At 66.2% G+C, this 20,065-nt stretch carries 14 protein-coding genes and 2 tRNA genes; 4 read left to right on the forward strand and 12 right to left on the reverse strand.

Going from position 1 to position 20,065, the window contains the following annotated elements:
• Positions 1-82 precede the first annotated feature (82 nt).
• On the forward strand, positions 83-1,705 hold the full coding sequence (gene pgi / locus NP80_RS22245; RefSeq protein ID WP_006408399.1) for a glucose-6-phosphate isomerase: 1,623 nt from the start codon (positions 83-85) through the stop codon (positions 1,703-1,705).
• A gap of 104 nt (positions 1,706-1,809) precedes the next feature.
• Here the strand turns inward: pgi and NP80_RS22250 are convergent, their stop codons facing one another.
• Entirely contained in the window at positions 1,810-2,511 is a 702-nt protein-coding gene (locus tag NP80_RS22250) for an ABC transporter ATP-binding protein (protein WP_006408398.1), read from the reverse strand.
• Here NP80_RS22250 and NP80_RS22255 point away from each other — a divergent pair.
• The gene (locus tag NP80_RS22255; protein ID WP_006409804.1) at positions 2,510-3,190 is read left to right on the forward strand and encodes an arylesterase; all 681 of its coding nucleotides are present in this window, start codon (positions 2,510-2,512) and stop codon (positions 3,188-3,190) included. The genes NP80_RS22250 and NP80_RS22255 overlap by 2 nt on opposite strands.
• Positions 3,191-3,322: 132 nt before the next feature.
• Here the strand turns inward: NP80_RS22255 and NP80_RS22260 are convergent, their stop codons facing one another.
• From NP80_RS22260 to tig, 9 genes are all read right to left on the reverse strand, one after another.
• Entirely contained in the window at positions 3,323-5,257 is a 1,935-nt protein-coding gene (locus tag NP80_RS22260; protein WP_006408396.1) for a SurA N-terminal domain-containing protein, read from the reverse strand.
• A gap of 248 nt (positions 5,258-5,505) precedes the next feature.
• Positions 5,506-6,852, reverse strand: a complete 1,347-nt coding sequence (locus tag NP80_RS22265; RefSeq protein WP_006409808.1) for an MFS transporter — start codon at positions 6,850-6,852, stop codon at positions 5,506-5,508.
• A 197-nt stretch (positions 6,853-7,049) separates the two neighbouring features.
• Positions 7,050-8,183 carry a porin gene (locus NP80_RS22270; RefSeq protein WP_006409803.1) on the reverse strand — a complete coding sequence of 378 codons (1,134 nt, stop codon included), beginning with the start codon at positions 8,181-8,183 and terminating at the stop codon, positions 7,050-7,052.
• 683 nt (positions 8,184-8,866) lie between these two features.
• Positions 8,867-8,943: transfer RNA gene (locus NP80_RS22275), tRNA-Asp, on the reverse strand.
• Between the two features lie 23 nt (positions 8,944-8,966).
• Positions 8,967-9,042, reverse strand: a tRNA-Val gene (locus NP80_RS22280).
• A 200-nt stretch (positions 9,043-9,242) separates the two neighbouring features.
• Positions 9,243-11,669: an endopeptidase La gene (gene lon / locus NP80_RS22285; protein WP_006402240.1), complete on the reverse strand. Its 2,427-nt coding sequence runs from the start codon at positions 11,667-11,669 to the stop codon at positions 9,243-9,245.
• A gap of 198 nt (positions 11,670-11,867) precedes the next feature.
• Positions 11,868-13,139, reverse strand: coding sequence for an ATP-dependent Clp protease ATP-binding subunit ClpX (clpX, locus tag NP80_RS22290; protein ID WP_006402239.1), 1,272 nt, complete (start codon positions 13,137-13,139; stop codon positions 11,868-11,870).
• 164 nt (positions 13,140-13,303) lie between these two features.
• Positions 13,304-13,957 carry an ATP-dependent Clp endopeptidase proteolytic subunit ClpP gene (gene clpP, locus NP80_RS22295; RefSeq protein WP_006408392.1) on the reverse strand — a complete coding sequence of 218 codons (654 nt, stop codon included), beginning with the start codon at positions 13,955-13,957 and terminating at the stop codon, positions 13,304-13,306.
• 140 nt (positions 13,958-14,097) lie between these two features.
• Positions 14,098-15,444, reverse strand: coding sequence for a trigger factor (gene tig / locus NP80_RS22300; RefSeq protein WP_006408391.1), 1,347 nt, complete (start codon positions 15,442-15,444; stop codon positions 14,098-14,100).
• A 422-nt stretch (positions 15,445-15,866) separates the two neighbouring features.
• Between tig and NP80_RS22305 the strand changes: the two genes are divergently transcribed.
• Both NP80_RS22305 and NP80_RS22310 read left to right on the forward strand, forming a co-directional pair.
• Positions 15,867-17,012: a glycerate kinase gene (locus NP80_RS22305; protein ID WP_006409802.1), complete on the forward strand. Its 1,146-nt coding sequence runs from the start codon at positions 15,867-15,869 to the stop codon at positions 17,010-17,012.
• A 62-nt stretch (positions 17,013-17,074) separates the two neighbouring features.
• On the forward strand, positions 17,075-17,524 hold the full coding sequence (locus NP80_RS22310; protein WP_006408388.1) for a MarR family winged helix-turn-helix transcriptional regulator: 450 nt from the start codon (positions 17,075-17,077) through the stop codon (positions 17,522-17,524).
• 135 nt (positions 17,525-17,659) lie between these two features.
• On the opposite strand, the gene NP80_RS22315 is transcribed toward NP80_RS22310, so the two are convergent.
• Together NP80_RS22315 and NP80_RS22320 are read right to left on the reverse strand one after the other, a co-directional pair.
• Entirely contained in the window at positions 17,660-18,658 is a 999-nt protein-coding gene (locus NP80_RS22315) for a 2-dehydropantoate 2-reductase (protein ID WP_045594154.1), read from the reverse strand.
• An 84-nt stretch (positions 18,659-18,742) separates the two neighbouring features.
• Positions 18,743-19,888 carry a helix-turn-helix transcriptional regulator gene (locus NP80_RS22320; RefSeq protein ID WP_006411154.1) on the reverse strand — a complete coding sequence of 382 codons (1,146 nt, stop codon included), beginning with the start codon at positions 19,886-19,888 and terminating at the stop codon, positions 18,743-18,745.
• Positions 19,889-20,065 lie beyond the last annotated feature (177 nt).

The raw sequence follows: 20,065 nt of genomic DNA on the forward strand, positions 1-20,065 counted from the left end.
CGGCGGGCCCTCGTCCGCCGGCCGTCCGATCCCGACGCGCCGGCGCGGCATTCCTCCCGATTCACGCTTCACACGAACCGCCATGACGCTGAATTCGCTCCCCGCCTGGACTGCCCTTCAATCCCACTTCGAACAGATCCGTCACGCGCGTCTGCGCGACTGGTTTGCGCCGCAGAACGACCCCGCGCCGACGCGCGCCGAGCGCTTCACGTTCTCGGGCGGCGGTCTCGCGGCCGACTTCTCGAAGAACCGCATCACCGACGAAACGCTGCGCCTGCTCGTGCAGCTCGCGCGCGAAGCGCGCGTCGAAGCGCGTCGCGACGCGATGTTCGCCGGCGAGATCGTGAACCCGACCGAAGGCCGCGCGGCGCTGCACACCGCGCTGCGCGCGACCGATCCGCACGCGCCCTTCCATGCGCAGGTGAGCGCGGAGCGCGCGAAGATGGCGACGTTCGCGCGCGCGGTGCGCAGCGGCACGTGGACGGGCCACACGGGCAAGCGGATCCGCCACGTGATCAACATCGGCATCGGCGGTTCCGACCTCGGGCCGAAAATGGTCACGCACGCGCTGCGCCACGTCGCGACGCGCGACATCTCGATGCATTTCGTGTCGAACGTCGACGGCGCCGATCTCGCGCGCGTGCTCGAGCAGGTCGATCCGGAAGAAACGCTCGCGATCGTCGTGTCGAAGACGTTCACGACGCTCGAGACGATGACGAACGCGCGCTCGCTGCGCGACTGGTTCGTCGCGAAGGGCTGCCCCGAGGATGCGCTCGCGAAGCACTTCGTCGGCGTTTCGGCGAATCCGGCCGAGGTCGTGAAATTCGGGATCGCCGCCGACAACGTGTTCGAAATGTGGGACTGGGTCGGCGGCCGCTACTCGCTGTGGTCGGCGGTCGGCCTGTCGATCATGATCGCGATCGGCCCCGAGCAGTTCGACGAACTGCTCGCCGGCGCGAACGACATGGACCGCCATTTCCGCGAAGCGCCGCTCGAACGCAACCTGCCGGTGCTGCTCGGCTTGATCGGCATCTGGTATCGGAACTTCTTCGGCTCGCAGAGCTATCTCGTCGCGCCGTATTCGGAAGCGCTGCACTATCTGCCGTCGTATCTGCAGCAGCTCGAGATGGAAAGCAACGGCAAGTCGGCGCGCCTCGACGGCCGCTTCGTCGACTATCCGACCGCCGCCGTTACGTGGGGCGAACCGGGCACGAACGGTCAGCACGCGTTCTTCCAGATGCTGCATCAGGGGCCGACGATCGTACCGATCGACTTCATCGCGGTGCTGACGCCCGAGCATCCGCTTGCAAGTCACCATCCGAAGCTGCTCGCGAACTGCTTCGCGCAGAGCGAGGCGCTGATGCTCGGCCGCACGCTCGAGGAAGCGCGCAAGGTCGCCGGCCCCGGCAAGGAAGATCTCGCGCCGCACCTGACCTTCCCCGGCAACCGCCCGACGACGACGCTGCTCGTCGACGCGCTGACGCCGCGCGCGCTCGGCGCGCTGATCGCGCTCTACGAGCACAAGGTGCTCGTGCAGGCGACCGTGTGGGACATCAATCCGTTCGATCAGTGGGGCGTCGAGCTCGGCAAGATTCTCGGCAAGGTCGTCGAGGCCGATCTGGCGGCCGACGCGGTCGATACCGCGAAGCACGACTCGTCGACGACCGCGCTGATCGCGCGCGCACGCGCGGCGCTCAAGCGCTGACGCGCGCCGCCGCGGCCGCGTGCGGACGCTGTCGCACGCGGCCCGGCGACCGAGCCGTCGCGCGCTGCGCCGCGTCATGCGGCGCCATGCGGCGTTATGGCGCCTTATGCCGCGTGCGACGCGACGATGCGCCCGGCATCGAGCGTGACTGTCGTCGCACAGCGGCGCGCCAGCTCGGGATCGTGCGTGACGAGCACGAGCGTCGCGCCGTGCGTGCGGTTCAGTTCGAACATGAGGTCGATCACTGCGTGGCCGGTCGCCGCGTCGAGACTGCCGGTCGGCTCGTCCGCGAACAGGATGGCCGGGCGCGTGACGAAGGCGCGCGCGAGCGCGACGCGCTGCTGCTCGCCGCCCGACAGCAGTTTCGGATAATGCGCGGTCCGCTCGGCGAGGCCGACCTGCGCGAGCAGCGCCCGTGCGCGCTCCGCCGCGTCGCGCGTGCCGATCCCGCCTTGCAGTTCGAGCGGCAGCATCACGTTTTCGAGCGCAGTCAGATGCGGCATCAGCTGGAACGACTGGAACACGAAGCCGACCGAGCCGTTGCGCAATGCGGCGCGCGCGTCCTCGTCGAGTTGGTCGAGTGCGCGGCCGAGCAGCCGAACCGTGCCGCTCGTTGCGCTGTCCAATCCCGCAAGCAGGCCGAGCAGCGTCGATTTGCCGGACCCCGACGCACCGACGATCGCGAGGCTGCTGCCGGGCCGCACGGCGAGCGAGATGCCGTCGAGGATCGTCAGCTCGCCCGTCGCGTCGGCGACCCGCTTGCACACGTCATGCACTTCGATGATCGGATCGGTAATCTTGAACATGGACAGGACACTTCGCTGGAAAAGACGCGCGGCGCTCGTCGCGCTGCTGGGCGGCACGCTGGTCGCGACGGGATTCGCTCGCGCCGCCGCAACGCCGGCCGCGACCTCGACCACGGGACAGCCGGTGATCGCCGTACTCGGCGACAGCCTCTCGGCCGAATACGGGCTGCCGCGCGACACGGGCTGGGTCGCGCTGCTGCGGCAACGGCTCGCGACGGAGCGAATCGATTATAGCGTCGCGAATGCGAGCGTCAGCGGCGACACCACGAGCGGCGGCCGTGCACGGCTGCCGGCCGTGCTGCAGCGGCTCAAGCCCTCGATCGTCGTCGTCGAGCTCGGCGCGAACGACGCACTGCGCGGCGTGCCGCTCGCGACGACCGAGCGCAATCTGCGCGACATCGTCGCCGATGCGCGGCGCGCGCACGCCAAAGTCGTGCTGGTCGGCATGTACGTGCCGTCGAATTACGGCCCCGACTACACGCAGAAGTTCCATGCGGTCTATACGCGGCTGTCGAAGGAACTCGACGTGCCGCTCGTCCCATTCCTGCTTGCCGGCATCGAGAACAAGCCCGACATGTTCCAGTCCGACCAGATCCATCCGACGCAGCAGGCGCAGCGCGTGCTGCTCGACAACGTGTGGCCGACGCTGAAGCCGCTGCTCGGCAAGCCGCGCGGCTGAAGCGTTCGCCCCAATGAAAAATCCCTGCCGGCGCGATGCCGGACAGGGATCGGAATGCAGCTCGCGCCGCGCTGCCGCCGGGCGGCGCACGACGCACATCGGGTTGCGCGCGAAACGACGCTCAGTCGGCGCTCAGTCGTCGTTGCCCTGCGACTGGCTCGCGGTCGAACCGTACAGCTTGACCTTCGAGCGATCGCGCAGCGCGGTGAGATACGCTTCGCCTTCGCTCTGCGCCTCGACCTGCGCCATCTGCTGCTGCGCGGCCGCCAGCTGCTGCGGATCGACGGCCGAACCGGGGATCACCGCGTTCACGCGATAGATCGCATAGCCGTCCGCACCGAGATCGACGCCGACATAGGCGGGCAGTGTCTTCGGATCGACTTTGTAGACGGCACTCAGCGCGGCCGGGCTCAGGCCCTGCGATTGCGTGCGCGAGATCTTCTGCGCGGCCGCGAAGCCTTCGGTCGACTTCGACTTCTGCAGTTCCGCGAGCTTCGCCGCGCCGTCCTTCTTCGCGAGTTCGGCAGCCTGCTCGGCGACGACCTTCTGGCGCACGGCGTCCTTGATCGCGTCGAGTGCGGGCACGGCGGCCGGCTTGTAGTCGGTCACGCGCGCCGAGATCAGCGTGTTGTTGCCGACATCGATCGCCTGCGTGTTGTTGTGCGCCTTCACCGAGTCGTTCGCGAACACCGCCGCGAGGAACTTCGCGTTGTTCAGCGGGCTCGTGGCCGGCAGTTGCGGATTCGGCGTCGGCGTGACGGTCGCCGTCTGGATCGTCAGCTTGTACTTGTCGGCGGCCGGCTGCAGGCTCTTCGCCTTCTCGTAGACGGTCGACGTGAAGCCTTCCGCGTTGTCCGAGAATGCCTTCGCCGCGTATTGCTGCTTCAGGGTCGCGGCGATTTCGTCCTTCACTTCCGCGAACGGCTTGACGATCGACGGCTTCACGTCGGTCGCCTTCAGGATGTGGAAGCCGAGATCGGACTGCACGACGCCGCTGATCTCGCCTTGCTTCAGCGCGAACGCCGCGTCGTCGAATGCCTTGCCGCCCGCGGTCGAGCCGCGCGTGATGAAGCCGAGATCGCCGCCCTTCGCCGCCGACGGCGCGTCCTGCGAGTTCTTCTCGGCGATCTGCGCGAACTGGTCCGGGCGCGCCTTCACGTCGGCGAGCAGCTGCTCGGCCTTCGCCTTCGCGGCCGCCTTGTCCGCGGCGCTCGCATCGCTCGCCGCCGCGATGAAGATGTGGCTCACGCGAACCTGCGCTTCGGTGCGGAAGTGCGTCGGGTTGTCGTCGTAGAACTTCTTGATGTCCGCGTCGGTCGGCTGCGCGCTCGCGGCGGCCGCGGCCGGCGAATAGACGAGATACTCGATCGTCGCCGTCTCGGGCGTCGCGAACTGCTGCTTGTGCGCGTCGTAGTACGCGGCGAGCTGTGCGTCGGTCGGCTGGACCTTCGACGCATAGTCGCTCGTCTTCAGCACGAGCGCCTGCACTTCGCGCTGCTGCGCGGCGAGCTCCGACAGCCGCTGCGCGAGGCTCTTCGGCGTAAACGCGCTCGACACGATGCTCGCCGGAATCTGCTGCAGCGCGAGGCTGTAGCGCACGCGCTCCTGATACTGCTCGGGCGTCATGCCCTGGAACGACATCAGCTGCGCATAGCGCTCGACGTCGATCGAGCCGTCGGGCTTCTTCAGCGACGCGATCATCGGGTCGCTCAGCAGCGCTTCGCGCACGGCGTTATCCGAGGCCGTCAGATGCAGACGCTGCGTTTCATCGGCGAGCACGCGCTGCTGGATTAGGCCGTCGAGCACCTGCTTGCGGTGGTCCGGCGTATCGAACGCCTTGATGTCGAACTGAGCGCCGAGCGCCTGACGCGCCTGGTCGATCTGCTGACGAAACGCGCCGTCGAATTCGACGCGCGTGATCTTGTGCCCGTTGACCGCCGCGACGTTCGCGCTTTCGTCGAAGAAGCCGCGGAAACCTTGGATCCCGACGAAACCCAGCCCCGGCAATACGATCAGGAGCAGGAGCGCCATCATCAGGCGCTGGTGATTACGGAAGAAATCGAGCATGCGTGACGGGGTGTATTGGACAAAACGCCCGATATTACAACAGTGGGCGGGAAAAAAGGCGAACCGGCAGGACAGCGCGCCGCCGCGGGGCGCCGCCGGATCGTCCCGGCGCACGGTCCGCGCGCCGCAATCTGCCCGCTGCGGGCAGGCTCGCCGCGATATGTCCCTTGTCCCAAGTACGGCGAAAACGCCGCGCGGGCGGGCCGCCGCCGCGACGCATCGCCGCGCGGCCCCACCCGACCACCGCCTTACGCGACGTCGGCCTGCGCCGCTTCGACGCTTCGTTGCGCATGCACCGGCTCGAGCGGGCGCATCAGGCCGACGGCGACCATCGCGATCAGCCCCGGCACGGCGATGGCCAGGAAGTTCTGCTGAAGCGGCAGCGCCTGACTGACCAGCAAGCCGATCACGATCGGCGCGAGAATGGCGCCGCTGCGCCCGACGCCGGACGCCCAGCCGATCCCGGTCGATTTGGCGGCCATCGGGTAGAACTGCCCGGCGAACGCATAGGTGACGATCTGCGTGCCGATCGTCGATGCGCCGGCGAGGCCGACCAGCACGAACAGCACGGGCTCGGGCACCTTCACGCCGAGCAGGCCGATCGACACGGCCGCGAGCCCATACATCGCGACCAGCACGTGCTTCATGTTGAAGCGGTCGGCCAGCCAGCCGCCGCCGATCGCGCCGATCATCGCGCCGAAATTCAGCACGAGCACGAACGTCAATGCCGAGCCGAGGCTGTAGCCCGCGCCGGCCATCAGCTTCGTCAGCCACGAACTCAGCGCATAGACCATGAACAGGCACATGAAAAAGGCGACCCACAGCATCACGGTGCTGAAGCCGCGTCCATCGGCAAACAGGCTGCGAATGCCCGGCGCGTCGCCCTTCTCCTGGCCCGAGATCGAAAAGCTGTCGCCCTGTTGCGGCCGATACCCAGGCTCGATGCGCGACAGCACGCGCCCGACGGTATCGGTGCGCCCCTTGCGGATCAGAAAACTCATCGATTCGGGCATGTACGCGACAATCGCGGGCACGAGCAGCACCGGCAAACCCGCCGCGATAAACACCGACTGCCAGCCGTAACGGGCGATCATCGCCTTGCCGACCAGCGCGGCCAGCATGCCGCCCACCGAGTAGCCGCTGAACATCAGCGTGACCAGCGTGCTGCGGATGCGGCGCGGCGAGAATTCGGTCATCTGCGCGACGACGTTGGGCATCACGCCGCCGATGCCGAGGCCGGCGAGAAAACGCGCGATGCAGAACGTGACCGGCTCGTGAGCGACGCCCGCCGCCGCGGTAAAAATACTGAACAGCAGAATGCAGATGACGATCGCACGCACGCGGCCGATGCGATCGGCGATCGTGCCGAGAAACACGGCGCCCAGCATCATGCCGAACAGCGCCGAGCTGACCATCAAGCCGGCGCCGGTCGGACCGACCTTCATCTCGGCCATGATCGACGGCAGCGCGATGCCGACCACCGCGAGGTCATAGCCATCGAAAATGATGATCAGCGCGCACCAGAACAGGACGCCGGCATGAAACCGGCCAAACCGCGCGCCGTCGGACAATTGGCATACGTCGATATTTCGCATTCGGGTCTCCATTTAAACCTGAGGTTCTCGTGCCGAATGCGACGATCCGGCACGCGTCCAGTTGTATTGCTTGTTTTTGTGTGGCCCCGTCGCGCTCGCGTGGGGCTGTGCCGGCTTTGCCGGATTGCTGTGTCGCTGCTGTCGATGCACACGGGCTGCCCGCCAGAACGCGAGCCCGCGCACGTTCTGCGCCGCGTTCAGAACATGTGCCGGATGCCCGCCATCACGCCGAGTTGACCGACACCTGCGGCGGGCGTCGTGCCGCCGCCGCCGGAACTCAGGCTGTAACGCGCGTGGGCGCTATTCCACAGATATGAACCCTGCAGATAGGCGGCCGTGGCCTTCGACAGGAAATACGTTCCGCGCAGCGTCGTCATGGTCGCTCGCGTGTTCTGCTCGCGATTGACGATGCGGAACGCTTCGCCGTCGAGCACCGCCGCAGGCGTCACCTGATACGCGGCGCCGACGAAGAACAGGTCCGAGCGCACATCGGGCACCGACGGCGACACGGTATCGACGTGACGTCCGACCCAGCCGGCGCCGAGTTTTACCGGGCCGATATTTCCGTATCCGCTGACCTGCATGCGGATGTCCTTGTCGCCCTCGCTGGTCAGTGCCAGCGGCGCCACGCCGTTGAAAAAGTTCGCGGCCGCGCCCGCGCCGCCGCGCTGTTCGTCGTAGGCAGCCGACACGCCGAACGTCTGCGTGTCGTACTTGATCATCGCGCTCCACTGGCGGCACTGCGTGAAATGCCCCGCCACCGAACCCGCGCAGGTGCCCTGCCCCGGCGAATTGCCGGTGCCGGCGGAATCCCGGCCGAACGAATACATCGCGCCGAGCGTCAAGCCTCGAAAAGTGCCCATGTAGGCGATCGCGTTGTCGCTGCGGGCGTTCGGAATATACGCGTCGAGCGATGCGCTGCCGTAGATGTCCGGGCCCAGGATGTCGGAGTCTGTCAGCCCCCAGAACGTCATCGAGTACTGACGTCCGAAAGACAGCTTGCCCCACGGCCCTTGCAACCCGACCCACGCCTGACGGCCGAACAGTCTGCCGCCCTGACCGAGATCGCCGCCGCGCGGATTGAAGCCGCTTTCGAGCTGAAACACCGTCTTCAATCCGCCGCCGAGATCCTCGCTGCCGCGCAGCCCCCACCGCGACGGCAGCTCGCCGGTGATGCCCGGCATGCGGACCAGTCTGTCGCCTGCCGCATTCGCATGCGTCACATACTCGATGCCCGTATCGATGACGCCGTATAACGTCACACTGCTTTGGGCGAACGCAGGCACGCTCAGCACGCCCAGTCCACCGACCACCCACTTCGCAAGCTTCATCGGTCTCCACTCCATGTTGAATTATTCTGATTCTTCGGACATCGCTTATATATAAAAAGCATGCCTAATCATTGTCCGCATGATTGCGTCTGGACTTGTTTCGTTCGGCCGGTTTTCCGGCACGACGACGCAATGCGGGATGTCATGCACGGCCGAACAGCCTCGCCCGCGCACGACCCATCGAAAGTTAAAGTAAAGCGGAGCAAGCGTCCAATACCGACGCGATCTGCATTCATACCTGGCAGGCATCGGTGTACGGGCCGATTGTCGTATACCCGGATGGTGATTGCGGCACGCAGCTTTGGGTCAACGTCCTTCGTCGGCAGCCTGTCGTGAGGCTGGAACCGCATCGCGGATGCTCTCGATGATTACTTCGGCGTACCGAATATAAATACCGCGGCAATGCGTACTGCGATTACGTTCGTCGACCCGCGTTGCGCATCGGCAACCGGAAGCACAAACGAAGAAGCCCGCACGAGGCGGGCTTCTTCGTTTGTTTGGCAAAGCGGACGGGACTCGCCTACATCCTGCAGGCCGCGGATGCGCGTGCACGCGCATCCCTTCGAGCCCCGCCGGAAGCCGCGCAGGCGGCTTCCTCCGCTCCCCAGTCGCGCGCCCGCAAGCGGGCGCAACCCGACAGCACAAATGAAAAAGCCCGCGCAAGGCGGGCTTCTTCATTTGTTTGGCGGAGCGGACGGGACTCGAACCCGCGACCCCCGGCGTGACAGGCCGGTATTCTAACCGACTGAACTACCGCTCCTTGGTCTTGCCGAACCGGGAAACTGGTGGGTGCTGAGGGGATCGAACCCCCGACCTACGCCTTGTAAGGGCGCCGCTCTACCAGCTGAGCTAAGCACCCGTTTCCGATTCGATCTGGCTGCGATCTGCGTTTCAGCATCAACAACCAGCGAGCCTGCGATTCTAATTCATCCCCGAATACTTTGCTAGCCCCGAGCACGATTTTTTCGTCAGCCGACGCACACGCTCCCGACGACGCACATAAAAAAACCCGCGGACACGCCGCGGGTTTCGTGAACAACCGTCAGGACGGTGTTCCGGTCAGTGCTTGACGACCTCGGTCGAGCCGGCATCCTTCGACGCATCGGCTACCGGCGCCGACGAAGCCTTCGCTTCCTCTTCCGGCGGCAGCGGTGTCGGCAGACGTTCGAGCGCGAGTTCCAGCACCTTGTCGATCCAGCGGACCGGCACGATCTCGATCGCGTTCTTCACGTTGTCCGGAATCTCGGCGAGATCCTTCACGTTCTCTTCCGGGATCAGCACGAGCTTGATGCCGCCGCGATGCGCCGCGAGCAGCTTCTCCTTCAGCCCGCCGATCGGCAGCACTTCGCCGCGCAGCGTGATTTCACCCGTCATCGCGACATCGGCACGCACCGGGATACCGGTCAGCACCGACACCAGCGCCGTCGTCATCGCTCCGCCGGCGGACGGACCGTCCTTCGGCGTCGCACCTTCCGGCACGTGGATGTGGATATCCTGCTTCTCGAACGCTTCGTCCTTGATGCCCAGACGCCGGGAACGCGACCGCACGACCGAACGCGCTGCCTCGACCGACTCCTTCATCACGTCGCCGAGCGAACCGGTGCGAATCACGTTGCCCTTGCCCGGCATCACCGCGGCTTCGATCGTCAGCAGATCGCCGCCGACTTCCGTCCACGCGAGGCCCGTCACCTGACCGACCTGGTTTTCCTTCGCCGCGAGGCCGAAGTCGTACTTGCGCACGCCGAGGAACGTGTCGAGGTTGTCGCCGTCGACCTTGATCGCGCCCGATGCCTTCTTCAGCAGCAGCATCTTCACGACCTTGCGGCAGATCTTCGACACTTCGCGCTCGAGCGAACGCACACCGGCTTCGCGCGTGTAGTAGCGGATGATGTCGCGGATCGCCTGCTCGGTGACCTCGATCTCGCCGTCCTTCAGACCGTTGTTCTTCTTCTGCTTCGGCAGCAGGTAACGCTGCGCGATGCTGACCTTCTCGTCTTCCGTGTAGCCGGACAGACGAATCACTTCCATCCGGTCGAGCAGCGGCGGCGGGATGTTCAGCGAGTTCGACGTCGCGACGAACATCACGTCCGACAGATCGAAGTCGACTTCGATGTAGTGGTCGGCGAACGTGTGGTTCTGTTCCGGATCGAGCACTTCGAGCAGCGCCGACGACGGATCGCCGCGGAAATCCATGCCCATCTTGTCGACTTCGTCGAGCAGGAAGAGCGGATTGCGCACGCCGACCTTCGCGAGGCTTTGCAGGATCTTGCCCGGCATCGAGCCGATATACGTGCGGCGGTGACCGCGGATCTCGGCTTCGTCACGCACGCCGCCGAGCGCCATCCGGACGAACTTGCGGTTCGTCGCACGGGCGATCGACTGGCCGAGCGAGGTCTTGCCGACGCCCGGCGGCCCGACGAGGCAGAGGATCGGCGCCTTCACCTTGTCGACGCGCTGCTGCACCGCGAGATACTCGAGGATCCGTTCCTTGACCTTCTCGAGGCCGTAGTGATCCTCGTCGAGCACCTGCTCGGCGTTCGACAGGTCGTTGTTGACCTTGCTCTTCTTGCGCCACGGCAGGCCGATCAGCGTGTCGATGTAGTTGCGCACGACGGTCGCTTCGGCCGACATCGGCGACATCAGCTTCAGCTTCTTCAGCTCGGCGTCGGCCTTCTTCTTGGCTTCCTTCGGCATGCGCGCGGCGTTGATGCGCTTCTCGAGCTCCTCGAGATCCGCACCCTCTTCGCCTTCGCCCAGCTCCTTCTGGATCGCCTTCACCTGTTCGTTCAGGTAGTACTCGCGCTGGCTCTTTTCCATCTGGCGCTTCACGCGCCCGCGGATGCGCTTTTCGACCTGCAGGATGTCGATCTCGGCTTCGAGCTGCGCGAGCAGGTGCTCGAGACGCTCGATGACCGGGAACATCTCGAGGATGTGCTGCTTCTGGTCGAGCTTCAGCGGCAGACGCTCGGCGATCATGTCGGCGAGACGGCCTGCTTCGTCGATGCCCGACAGCGACGTGAGGATCTCCGGCGGGATCTTCTTGTTCAGCTTCACGTACTGATCGAACTGCGACACGATCGCACGGCGCAGCGCTTCCGTTTCGGCGCTGTCCGCATGATCGGGCTCGAGCGGCATCACTTCGCAGGAGAACTGCGTCTCCTGTTCCTCGATCGACAATGCCTTCGCGCGCTGCAGCCCCTCGACGAGCACCTTCACGGTACCGTCCGGCAGCTTCAGCATCTGCAGGATGTTGGCAATACAACCGACTTCGTACATGTCCTTGTCGGTCGGTTCGTCCTTCGCCGCGGTCTTCTGGGCGACGAGCATGATGTGCTTGCCGCCTTCCATTGCTGCTTCGAGGGCCTTGATCGATTTCGGCCGGCCCACGAAGAGCGGAATCACCATGTGCGGGAAAACGACGACGTCCCGCAGCGGCAGCAGCGGGAGCGTGATGCGTTCCGGCGGGAGAAGTTGGGTGCCTGACATTTCATTTCCCCATGAGTGGAATCAATTGTTCGGTAATTGAGGCCGGCACATCGGATTGCAAGCCTTCAAGTGCGGGAAATATTCGGTAAGAAAGTAACCACCGCGTGTCGAGTCAGAGTTACCCACAAGATAAACGAAAAAAAGCCGCCCACGTTTTCATGAACGGCCCTTTTTCGCAGAACATCGTCGGCAAGCCGGTCAGTTCGAACCCGCCACCTTCGGCGTGTCCTCGTAGATCAGCAACGGCTTGCCGTCGCCATCGATCACGTTCTCATCGATGATGACCTTGCTGACCCCTTTCATCGTGGGCAGCTCGTACATCACGTCGAGCAACGCCTGTTCGATGATCGAGCGCAAGCCGCGCGCGCCGGTCTTGCGACGGATCGCCTTGCGGGCGACCGCCTGCAGCGCGGCCGGGCGAATCTCCAGCTCGACGCGCTCCATCGCGAACAGCTTGTGATACTGCTTGACGAGCGCGTTCTTCGGCTCGACGAGGATCTTCATCAGCGCGGCTTCGTCCAGCTTGCCGAGCGTCGCGACCACAGGCAGACGGCCGATCAATTCGGGGATCAGACCGAATTTGATCAGGTCTTCCGGCTCGACGTCGCGCAGCACTTCGCCCGCGTCGCGATCCTGCTTGCTCTTGACCGTCGCGCCAAAGCCGATGCCCGTCTTTTCGGTGCGATCGGTGATCACCTTTTCGAGGCCGTCGAACGCGCCGCCGCAGATGAACAGGATGTTCGTCGTGTCGACCTGGATGAAATCCTGGTTCGGGTGCTTGCGGCCGCCCTGCGGCGGCACCGACGCCATCGTGCCCTCGACGAGCTTCAGCAGCGCCTGCTGCACGCCTTCGCCCGACACGTCGCGCGTGATCGACGGGTTGTCCGACTTGCGGCTGATCTTGTCGATCTCGTCGATGTAGACGATGCCGCGCTGGGCCTTGTCGACCTCGTAGTTGCAGTTCTGCAACAGCTTCTGGATGATGTTCTCGACGTCCTCGCCGACGTAGCCGGCTTCGGTCAGCGTCGTCGCATCGGCGATCACGAACGGCACGTTGAGCAACCGCGCGAGCGTCTGCGCGAGCAGCGTCTTGCCGGAGCCGGTCGGCCCGATTAGCAGGATGTTGCTCTTCGACAGCTCGACGTCGTCCTTCTTGTCGAGATGCTTCAGACGCTTGTAGTGGTTGTACACGGCGACCGCGAGGATCTTCTTCGCGCGCTCCTGCCCGATCACGTATTGATCGAGGATGTCGCGAATCTCCTGCGGGCTCGGCAGATCCGAGCGGGACAGGCTGGCCTCGACGCCGGCGGCGGCCGCCTCGTCGCGAATGATCTCGTTGCAGAGGTCGATGCACTCATCGCAGATGAACACCGACGGGCCCGCGATGAGTTTTTTCACCTCATGCTGACTCTTCCCGCAAAACGAGCAATACAACAGCTTCTCGCTGTTCGAACCTTTTTTGTCCGCCATGAATGTAGAGCCTCCGGACAGGTAAATGACATGATACGCCGATTACTCCGGACACCGCGCGCGGGACGCGGCCGAAGCCGGCTGATGCGCTTGCCGCAGATGCTCAGGGCATTTCGGGACACTGCCGGGGCGCCGCACGAAACGGGGCGGCACCCCACTTAAGTTCAGGGACGCTTCAGCAGCACCTGGTCGATCAACCCGTACGCCTTCGCGTCCTCGCTCGACATGAAGTTATCACGGTCGGTGTCGCGCGCGATGCGCTCGACGTCCTGGCCCGTATGCTGCGCGAGCAGGTGGTTGAGCCGCTCCTTGAGGTACAGGATCTCGCGCGCCTGGATCTCGATATCGGACGCCTGGCCGCGCGCGCCGCCGAGCGGCTGGTGAATCATCACGCGCGAGTTCGGCAGCGCAAAACGCTTGCCCTTCGCGCCCGACGCGAGCAGGAACGCGCCCATGCTGGCCGCGAGCCCCATGCAAAGCGTCGACACGTCCGGCTTGATGAACTGCATCGTGTCGTAGATCGCCATGCCGGCCGACACCGAGCCGCCCGGACTGTTGATGTACAGGCTGATGTCCTTGTCGGGATTCTCGCTCTCGAGGAACAGCAGTTGCGCGACCACCAGGTTGGCCGTCTGGTCGTTCACTTCGCCGACCATGAATACCAGGCGCTCCTTCAGGAGACGCGAATAGATGTCGTACGAACGCTCGCCGCGGCCGCTCGTTTCGACGACGATCGGCACGAGCCCCAGCGCTTGCGCCTCGAAACCCTGCGGCGCATTCGAAGCAAGCATGTCCAGCAATTCAGCGCGAGTGATCATTCAATGAACCTTGTTCGAATGGAAAATTGAACGGAGGGAAGCCGCCCGCTCAATCGCCATATTAATGGCAACCGTGCGCCCGACGTAAAAACGGCGTGCAGGCCGTCGCTCCGACAGCCGGCACGCCGCTGCTGCGACAGTTACGCTTGCGCCGATGCGCTTGCGAGTGCCTCGAAGCTCACTTCCTTGTCCGTCACCTTTGCCTTGCCCAGCACGAAGTCGACGACGTTGCTTTCAACGACGAACGCTTCCATCTCGGCGAGGCGCTGCTGGTTGGAATAATACCAGCGGACCACTTCCTTCGGGTCTTCGTAGCTCTTCGCGAACTCGTCGACTTCCGCGCGGATCTGCTCCGGCTTCGCTTCCAGGCCGTTCGCCTTGACCAGCTCGGCGAGCACGAGGCCCAGCTTCACGCGGCGCTCGGCCTGCTCGGCGAACATTTCGGCCGGAATCGGCGCGTCCTTCGCGTTCGGCACGCCGCGCTGCGCGAGATCCTGACGCGCCATCTCGACGAGACGCTGCTGATCCTGCTCGATCAGCGCCTTCGGCACGTCGAGTTCGGAGATCTTCAGCAGCGCGTCCATCACCTGGTTCTTCACGATCGCCTGCGTGCGACGCTTCGCCTCGCGCTCGAGGTTTTCCTTGATCTCGTTGCGCATCTTCGTGAGATCGCCGTCTTCGATGCCTAGCGACTTCGCGAATTCGCCATCGATTTCCGGCAGGTGCGGCCATTCGACCTTCTTCATCGTGACCGTGAACTGCGCAGTCTTGCCCGCGACGTCCTTGCCGTGATAGTCGTCCGGGAACTTCAGGTCGAACGTGCGCGACTCGCCGGCCTTCAGACCGAGCGCCGCCTGTTCGAATTCCGGCAGCATGCGGCCTTCGCCCAGCACGAACGGGAAGTCTTCGGCCGTGCCGCCCGGGAACGCGACGTCGTCGATCTTGCCGACGAAGTCGACCGTCACGCGGTCGCCGTTCTGCGCCGCGGTGTCCGCGCCGCCGTCGCCGTGCTCGCCCGCTTCGCCGCGTGCGTGGAAGTGCACGCGCTGCTTGCGCAGGATGTCGAGCGTGCGGTCGATTTCGGCGTCGCCGATCGTCGTCGTCGAGCGCTCGACTTCAGCGGTCGACAGATCGCCGATCTTCACTTCCGGGTAAACCTCGAACGTCGCGTCGAACGCGTAGGCGTCGTCCGACTGCTCCTGCTTCGGCGCGAAGCTCGGCTGACCGGCGACGCGCAGGTTTTCCGCGCGGCTGATCGTGAAGAATTCCTGGCCGATCTTGTCGCTCAGCACTTCCGCCTCGACCTGACCCGCGTACTGCTGCGCGACCATCTTCAGCGGCACCTTGCCCGGGCGGAAACCCGGCATGCGCACGTTCTTCGCGAGTTTCTGGATACGGGCGTCGATTTCCTTCTGCACCGTCTCTTTCGGCAAAGAAATCGTCACGCGGCGTTCAAGCTTGCCGAGGTTCTCAACAACGTTAGCCATGGCTTCAATCGTCCTAAAATTATTCGAGCGAATCGGTTTTTCCTTGCCGTGCCTGCCTGGCGCGCGCACACGCCGCGCCGGAGCGCCACGCCATCCCTGCACGCGCCGGATGGCTAGCGCAAGCGGCTCGGAGCACGGCTTTGGCCGGAAGAATCGACTATTCTAGCAAACAATTTTCGTCATACCGCCAGATCGGCGCGTCGCGGCAGTCGTTCGCCGCGTCGTGCGCGCGACGCTCCGGCTCCCCGGCTTGCCGCACGCGATCCGTCGCACGTTGCGTGCCGCGCCCGCGCTCGGCGCGATGGATTACCGTTATGCCGTGCGCCATATCCATCGCGCGCCGCCATCCTGTAAGCTCCGAATGAAGGTGCGCCGTCATCGCACCCCGATTCCTCACACCAATCACGCTTTCCGGAGACACCATGCCGCAACACCCGTCCGCGCCTGTCGTCGTCATCGCGCCCGATTCGTTCAAAGGCTCGCTTTCCGCCGAGCAGGTCGCGGACGCGATCGCGACCGGCATCCGCCGTGCGCGCGCCGACGCCGTCGTGCGCTGCTGCCCGATGGCCGACGGCGGCGAAGGCACGCTCGACGCGATGCTCGCCCGCGGCGGCACGCGGCGCACGCTGCGCGTGGCGGGTGCGTCGCTTGCGGCGCGCGACGCGGCGGTCGGCGTGATCGATGCGCGCACTGCGATCGTCGAGACGGCCGAGGTCGTCGGCATCACCGATCCGGTCGGGATGAGCGTGCCGGTCGACGCACGCAGCACGCGCGGCATGGGCGAGGCGATCCGCGCGCTGCTCGACGAAGGCGTGCGCCGCTTCTTCGTCGCGCTCGGCGGCAGCAGCACGAACGATGCCGGCGCGGGCCTGTTGGCCGGGCTCGGGCTGCGCTGTTTCGACGCGGCCGGCCAGCCCGTGGAGCCGGTACCCGCGCGGCTCGCCGACATCGCGCGAATCGATGCGTCGGCACTCGATCCGCGGCTCGCGGAAGCGGAATTCGTCGGGATGTCCGACGTCGACAACCCGCTGACCGGCGCGCATGGCGCGACCGCGGTGTTCGGGCCGCAAAAAGGCGTGACGCCCGAGCAGGTCGCGACGCTCGACGCCGCGCTCGGCCGCTTCGCCGATCTGCTCGAGGCCGCGCTCGACCGCCACGCGCGCGATCTGCCCGGCGCCGGTGCCGCGGGCGGCCTCGGCTTCGCGCTGCGGATGCTCGGCGCGCAGTTCGAGGCAGGCGCGGAGGTCGTCGCGCGGCAGATCGGGCTCGACGCGGCGCTCGAGGGCGCCGACTGGCTGATCACCGGCGAAGGGCGCTCGGACGTGCAGACGCTGCACGGCAAGGCGCCGTTCATCGCGTGCCGTCACGCGCAGGCGGCCGGCGTGCCGGCGTCGCTGCTGTCCGGCGCGATCGATCCGACCGCGCTGCCGCGGCTGTCCGAGTACTTTTCCGGCTGTTTTTCGCCGGCGCCGGGCCCGATTTCGCTCGACGTCGCGATCCGCGACGCGGCGACGCTGCTCGCGAACGAAGCCGAACAGTTGACGCGCCTGAAATACGGCGCACACTGACCGTTGACCCGAGCGCGCGATACAGGAACAATCGGGCCCGCCATTTTTCTTCAGGATGCGACATGAAAGGCCGACAAGCCGGGCTCGATCAGTTTCTGACCTATCGCCTTCACGCGCTGACCAAGCGATCCGACCGCGGCATCGGCGAGGTGTACCGGCACAAGCTCGGCATCTCGCTGCCCGAGGCGCGCGTGATCGCGGCCGTCGGTGCGTTCGGTCCGTTCTCGATCATGGATCTCGCGCGCCACACGAATCTCGACAAGAGCCAGGCGAGCCGCGCGGCCGAAGCGCTGCTGCGCCAGGGCCTGCTCGAGCGCAGCGCGAGCGACGAGGACGGCCGCATCGTGCTGATCGCGCTGACCGCCGACGGCCGCGCGCTGTACCGGAAAATCATGCCGATCGTGCGCAAGTGGAACGACGGGCTGGTCGCGTGCCTGTCCGAGAGCGAACGGAACACGTTCGAGCGGCTGCTCGACAAGGTCGTCGCGCACGCGCTCGAACGCGACAACTGACGCCGTCGCGCGACAAGCGCGTCAAATCGTCCGCACCGACGGTGCCGGTCGGCAGGACGCATACGCTTTGTTCAGATCAATGAAGCCGATGCCGGCGGCGCGCGCGGCGCCGCTCGCGCACCGCGCGATAGCCGGCTATAGCCCGCTGTTCGCGGCGCGCTGACGCAGCAGCCCGAGCACCGCGTCGCAGTACGGCGTCGGCACGTTCAGCCTGCGCCCCAGCTCCGGGAACACGCCGAGAATCGGCCCGATCTCCAGCGGCCGCCCTGCCTCGAAATCCTGCAGCATCGACGTCTTGAACGCGCCGAGCTTGCGCGTGACCGCGATGCGCTCGGGGCCGCTCATGCCGGTCGACAGCCCGAGCTTCGCGCCGATCTGCGCGGCCTCCTCCATCATCCGCAGCGCGAGATCGTGCGTGAACGGATCGTCGAGCAGCTGTTCGGCCGTCGAGCCCGTCAGCGCGCTCAGCGGATTCATGTTCATGTTGCCCCACAGCTTCGCCCAGATCTCGGTGCGGATCGCGGGCGTCGATTCGACGTCGAACCCGCCTGCCGAGAGCAACGCCGCGAAGCGCGCGGCGGCCGGCTCGAGCCGGCCGTCCGGCGCGCCGACGATCAGCCGGTTGCCGCGTCCGCGCCGGACGACGCCGGGCGCGTCGGTGCTCGACGACAGATGCACGACGCAGCCGATCGCCTGCCCGGGCGGCAGCGCGGCCGACACGGCGCCGGCCGGATCCACTGCTTCGAGCGGTACGCCGTCGAGCGGGCCGGCGAGCCCGTGCGTGAACCACCACGGCAAACCGTTCATCGCCGCGACGATCACCGTGTCCGGACCGACGAGCGGCGCGATCCGCGCGGCCAGCGCCGGCAGCGCCTGCGCCTTCAGCGCGATCACCACGTAGTCCTGCACGCCGAGCGCGGCCGCGTCGTCGCTCGCGTGCACGGCGACCGTCGAGGTTGCGCCCGCGTCGTCGATCACGCGCACGCCGTGCGCGTTCAGCGCGTCGAGCGTCGCCCCGCGCGCATACGCGCTCACCGCGACGCCGGCGCGCGACAGCGCCGCCGCGAGCAGCCCGCCGATCGCGCCGACGCCGACCACCGCCGCGCGCACCGCGCCTGAATTCGTGTCGTTCATGATGGAATGTCCGTATGCCGGGAGTTCTGGAGCATAACGCCCAATCGTTGCGGATACAACGACCTCCGGTGCGTTCGATCGCCTTCAGCGCAGGTCGCGCGGTGCCGCGGCCGGCCGCTCGTCCGGCACGTCGGCGCTCGCGCCGAGTACGCCCGCGATCTGGCTCTTGTCGTGCATGCCGAGCTTGCGGTACGCGCAGCGTAGATAGTGGCGCACCGTCGTCGGCGAGATCGCCATCTGCTGCGCGACCTCCTTGTGCGACCGCCCCGCGCCGTAATAGCGAATGGCAGCGAGCTCGCGCGGGCTCAGCCGGTCGAGCAGCGAGCGCGGCCGCGCTTCGAGCTGGAACAGTCCGGCGACCGGCACGCAGCCTATCCGCAGCGCCGTGCCGACGAAAGGCTGTGTTGCGTGACGCCGCAGATGCGCGACGAGCGGTTCCGGCACGCGCGTGCCCGACCATGCCGGCCATTCGGCGCGCAGCACGTCGTCGAAGCCGTGATCGGCATGGTGCAGCACGCCGAAGTTGTCGCACAGCGCACGCGACGCCGGCGCGCCGGCATCGCCGCGCTCGCGCGTGAGCTGTGCGGCACGGTTGATCGTCAGCGCGGCGGCCAGGTGCGGAATCACTTCTTCGAAACGCTGCGCGTCGGCGTCGCCGAACGGACGATTCAGCCCCTGACGGTAGATCGACATGAAAGTCGTCAGCCCGAAACGCCGATCGAGCGTGCACACGCACATCAGCTGCGCGAGCCCGTACTTCACGCACCAGTCGCGAAAGCGCGGATCGAGCCCCGGCTCGACGACCGACAGCCGTACCGCGCGGCCGTGCGCGCCGCGCAGCGTGCGGTGCGCGAGCGGATCGCAGTCGCGCACGCGTTTCCAGTCGCCGAAGAACGCGTCCGGAAGACGGTACAGGAAGCTGTTGTGCATCACGGGGCCGGTCGCCACGTGCGTCGCGACGCCCGTCCACGCGGCATCGAACGGAATCAGCGCCTGCAGCAGCGAAAAGAAGCGGCATTCGAATTCGCCGATGGCCGACTGTGCGGCGAACGCATAGAGGTCGAGCAGCATCAGGCCGAGTTCGCGCTGCGCGGTGTCGCCGTGCGCGACGCCGTCGAAGTCCGCGCGCCGCGGCGACGGCGGCGGCCACGCGGCCTCGTCGAGCACGATCGCCGCCGGCACGTCGCGCAGCGCATCGAGATCCTGCCCGGTACCCGTCGTGATCCTCACCTTCCGCTCTCCTGCCCGTGCGGGCCGCCGATGTGCGCAACGCAGACCGGCCGATTATAGCGAGCGTCATTTTTGACGGGCCGGCGCGCCGCCACGCGGCGCAATCCCATCCATTTGAACGGGGCGCGACGCATTGCTGCCGCGCAGCACGCGCGCCCGCGGCACCGCGACGCTGCG

It is taken from the genome of Burkholderia multivorans ATCC BAA-247 (assembly GCF_000959525.1).
GTDB classification, from domain to species: Bacteria; Pseudomonadota; Gammaproteobacteria; order Burkholderiales; family Burkholderiaceae; genus Burkholderia; species Burkholderia multivorans.

Coding starts and splice junctions, on each gene's coding strand:
- pgi (WP_006408399.1), top strand. CDS start 83: ATGACGCTGAATTCGCTCCCCGCCTGGACTGCCCTTCAATCCCACTTC.
- NP80_RS22255 (WP_006409804.1), top strand. CDS start 2,510: ATGGACAGGACACTTCGCTGGAAAAGACGCGCGGCGCTCGTCGCGCTG.
- NP80_RS22250 (WP_006408398.1), bottom strand. CDS start 2,511: ATGTTCAAGATTACCGATCCGATCATCGAAGTGCATGACGTGTGCAAG.
- NP80_RS22260 (WP_006408396.1), bottom strand. CDS start 5,257: ATGCTCGATTTCTTCCGTAATCACCAGCGCCTGATGATGGCGCTCCTG.
- NP80_RS22265 (WP_006409808.1), bottom strand. CDS start 6,852: ATGCGAAATATCGACGTATGCCAATTGTCCGACGGCGCGCGGTTTGGC.
- NP80_RS22270 (WP_006409803.1), bottom strand. CDS start 8,183: ATGAAGCTTGCGAAGTGGGTGGTCGGTGGACTGGGCGTGCTGAGCGTG.
- lon (WP_006402240.1), bottom strand. CDS start 11,669: ATGTCAGGCACCCAACTTCTCCCGCCGGAACGCATCACGCTCCCGCTG.
- clpX (WP_006402239.1), bottom strand. CDS start 13,139: ATGGCGGACAAAAAAGGTTCGAACAGCGAGAAGCTGTTGTATTGCTCG.
- clpP (WP_006408392.1), bottom strand. CDS start 13,957: ATGATCACTCGCGCTGAATTGCTGGACATGCTTGCTTCGAATGCGCCG.
- tig (WP_006408391.1), bottom strand. CDS start 15,444: ATGGCTAACGTTGTTGAGAACCTCGGCAAGCTTGAACGCCGCGTGACG.
- NP80_RS22305 (WP_006409802.1), top strand. CDS start 15,867: ATGCCGCAACACCCGTCCGCGCCTGTCGTCGTCATCGCGCCCGATTCG.
- NP80_RS22310 (WP_006408388.1), top strand. CDS start 17,075: ATGAAAGGCCGACAAGCCGGGCTCGATCAGTTTCTGACCTATCGCCTT.
- NP80_RS22315 (WP_045594154.1), bottom strand. CDS start 18,658: ATGAACGACACGAATTCAGGCGCGGTGCGCGCGGCGGTGGTCGGCGTC.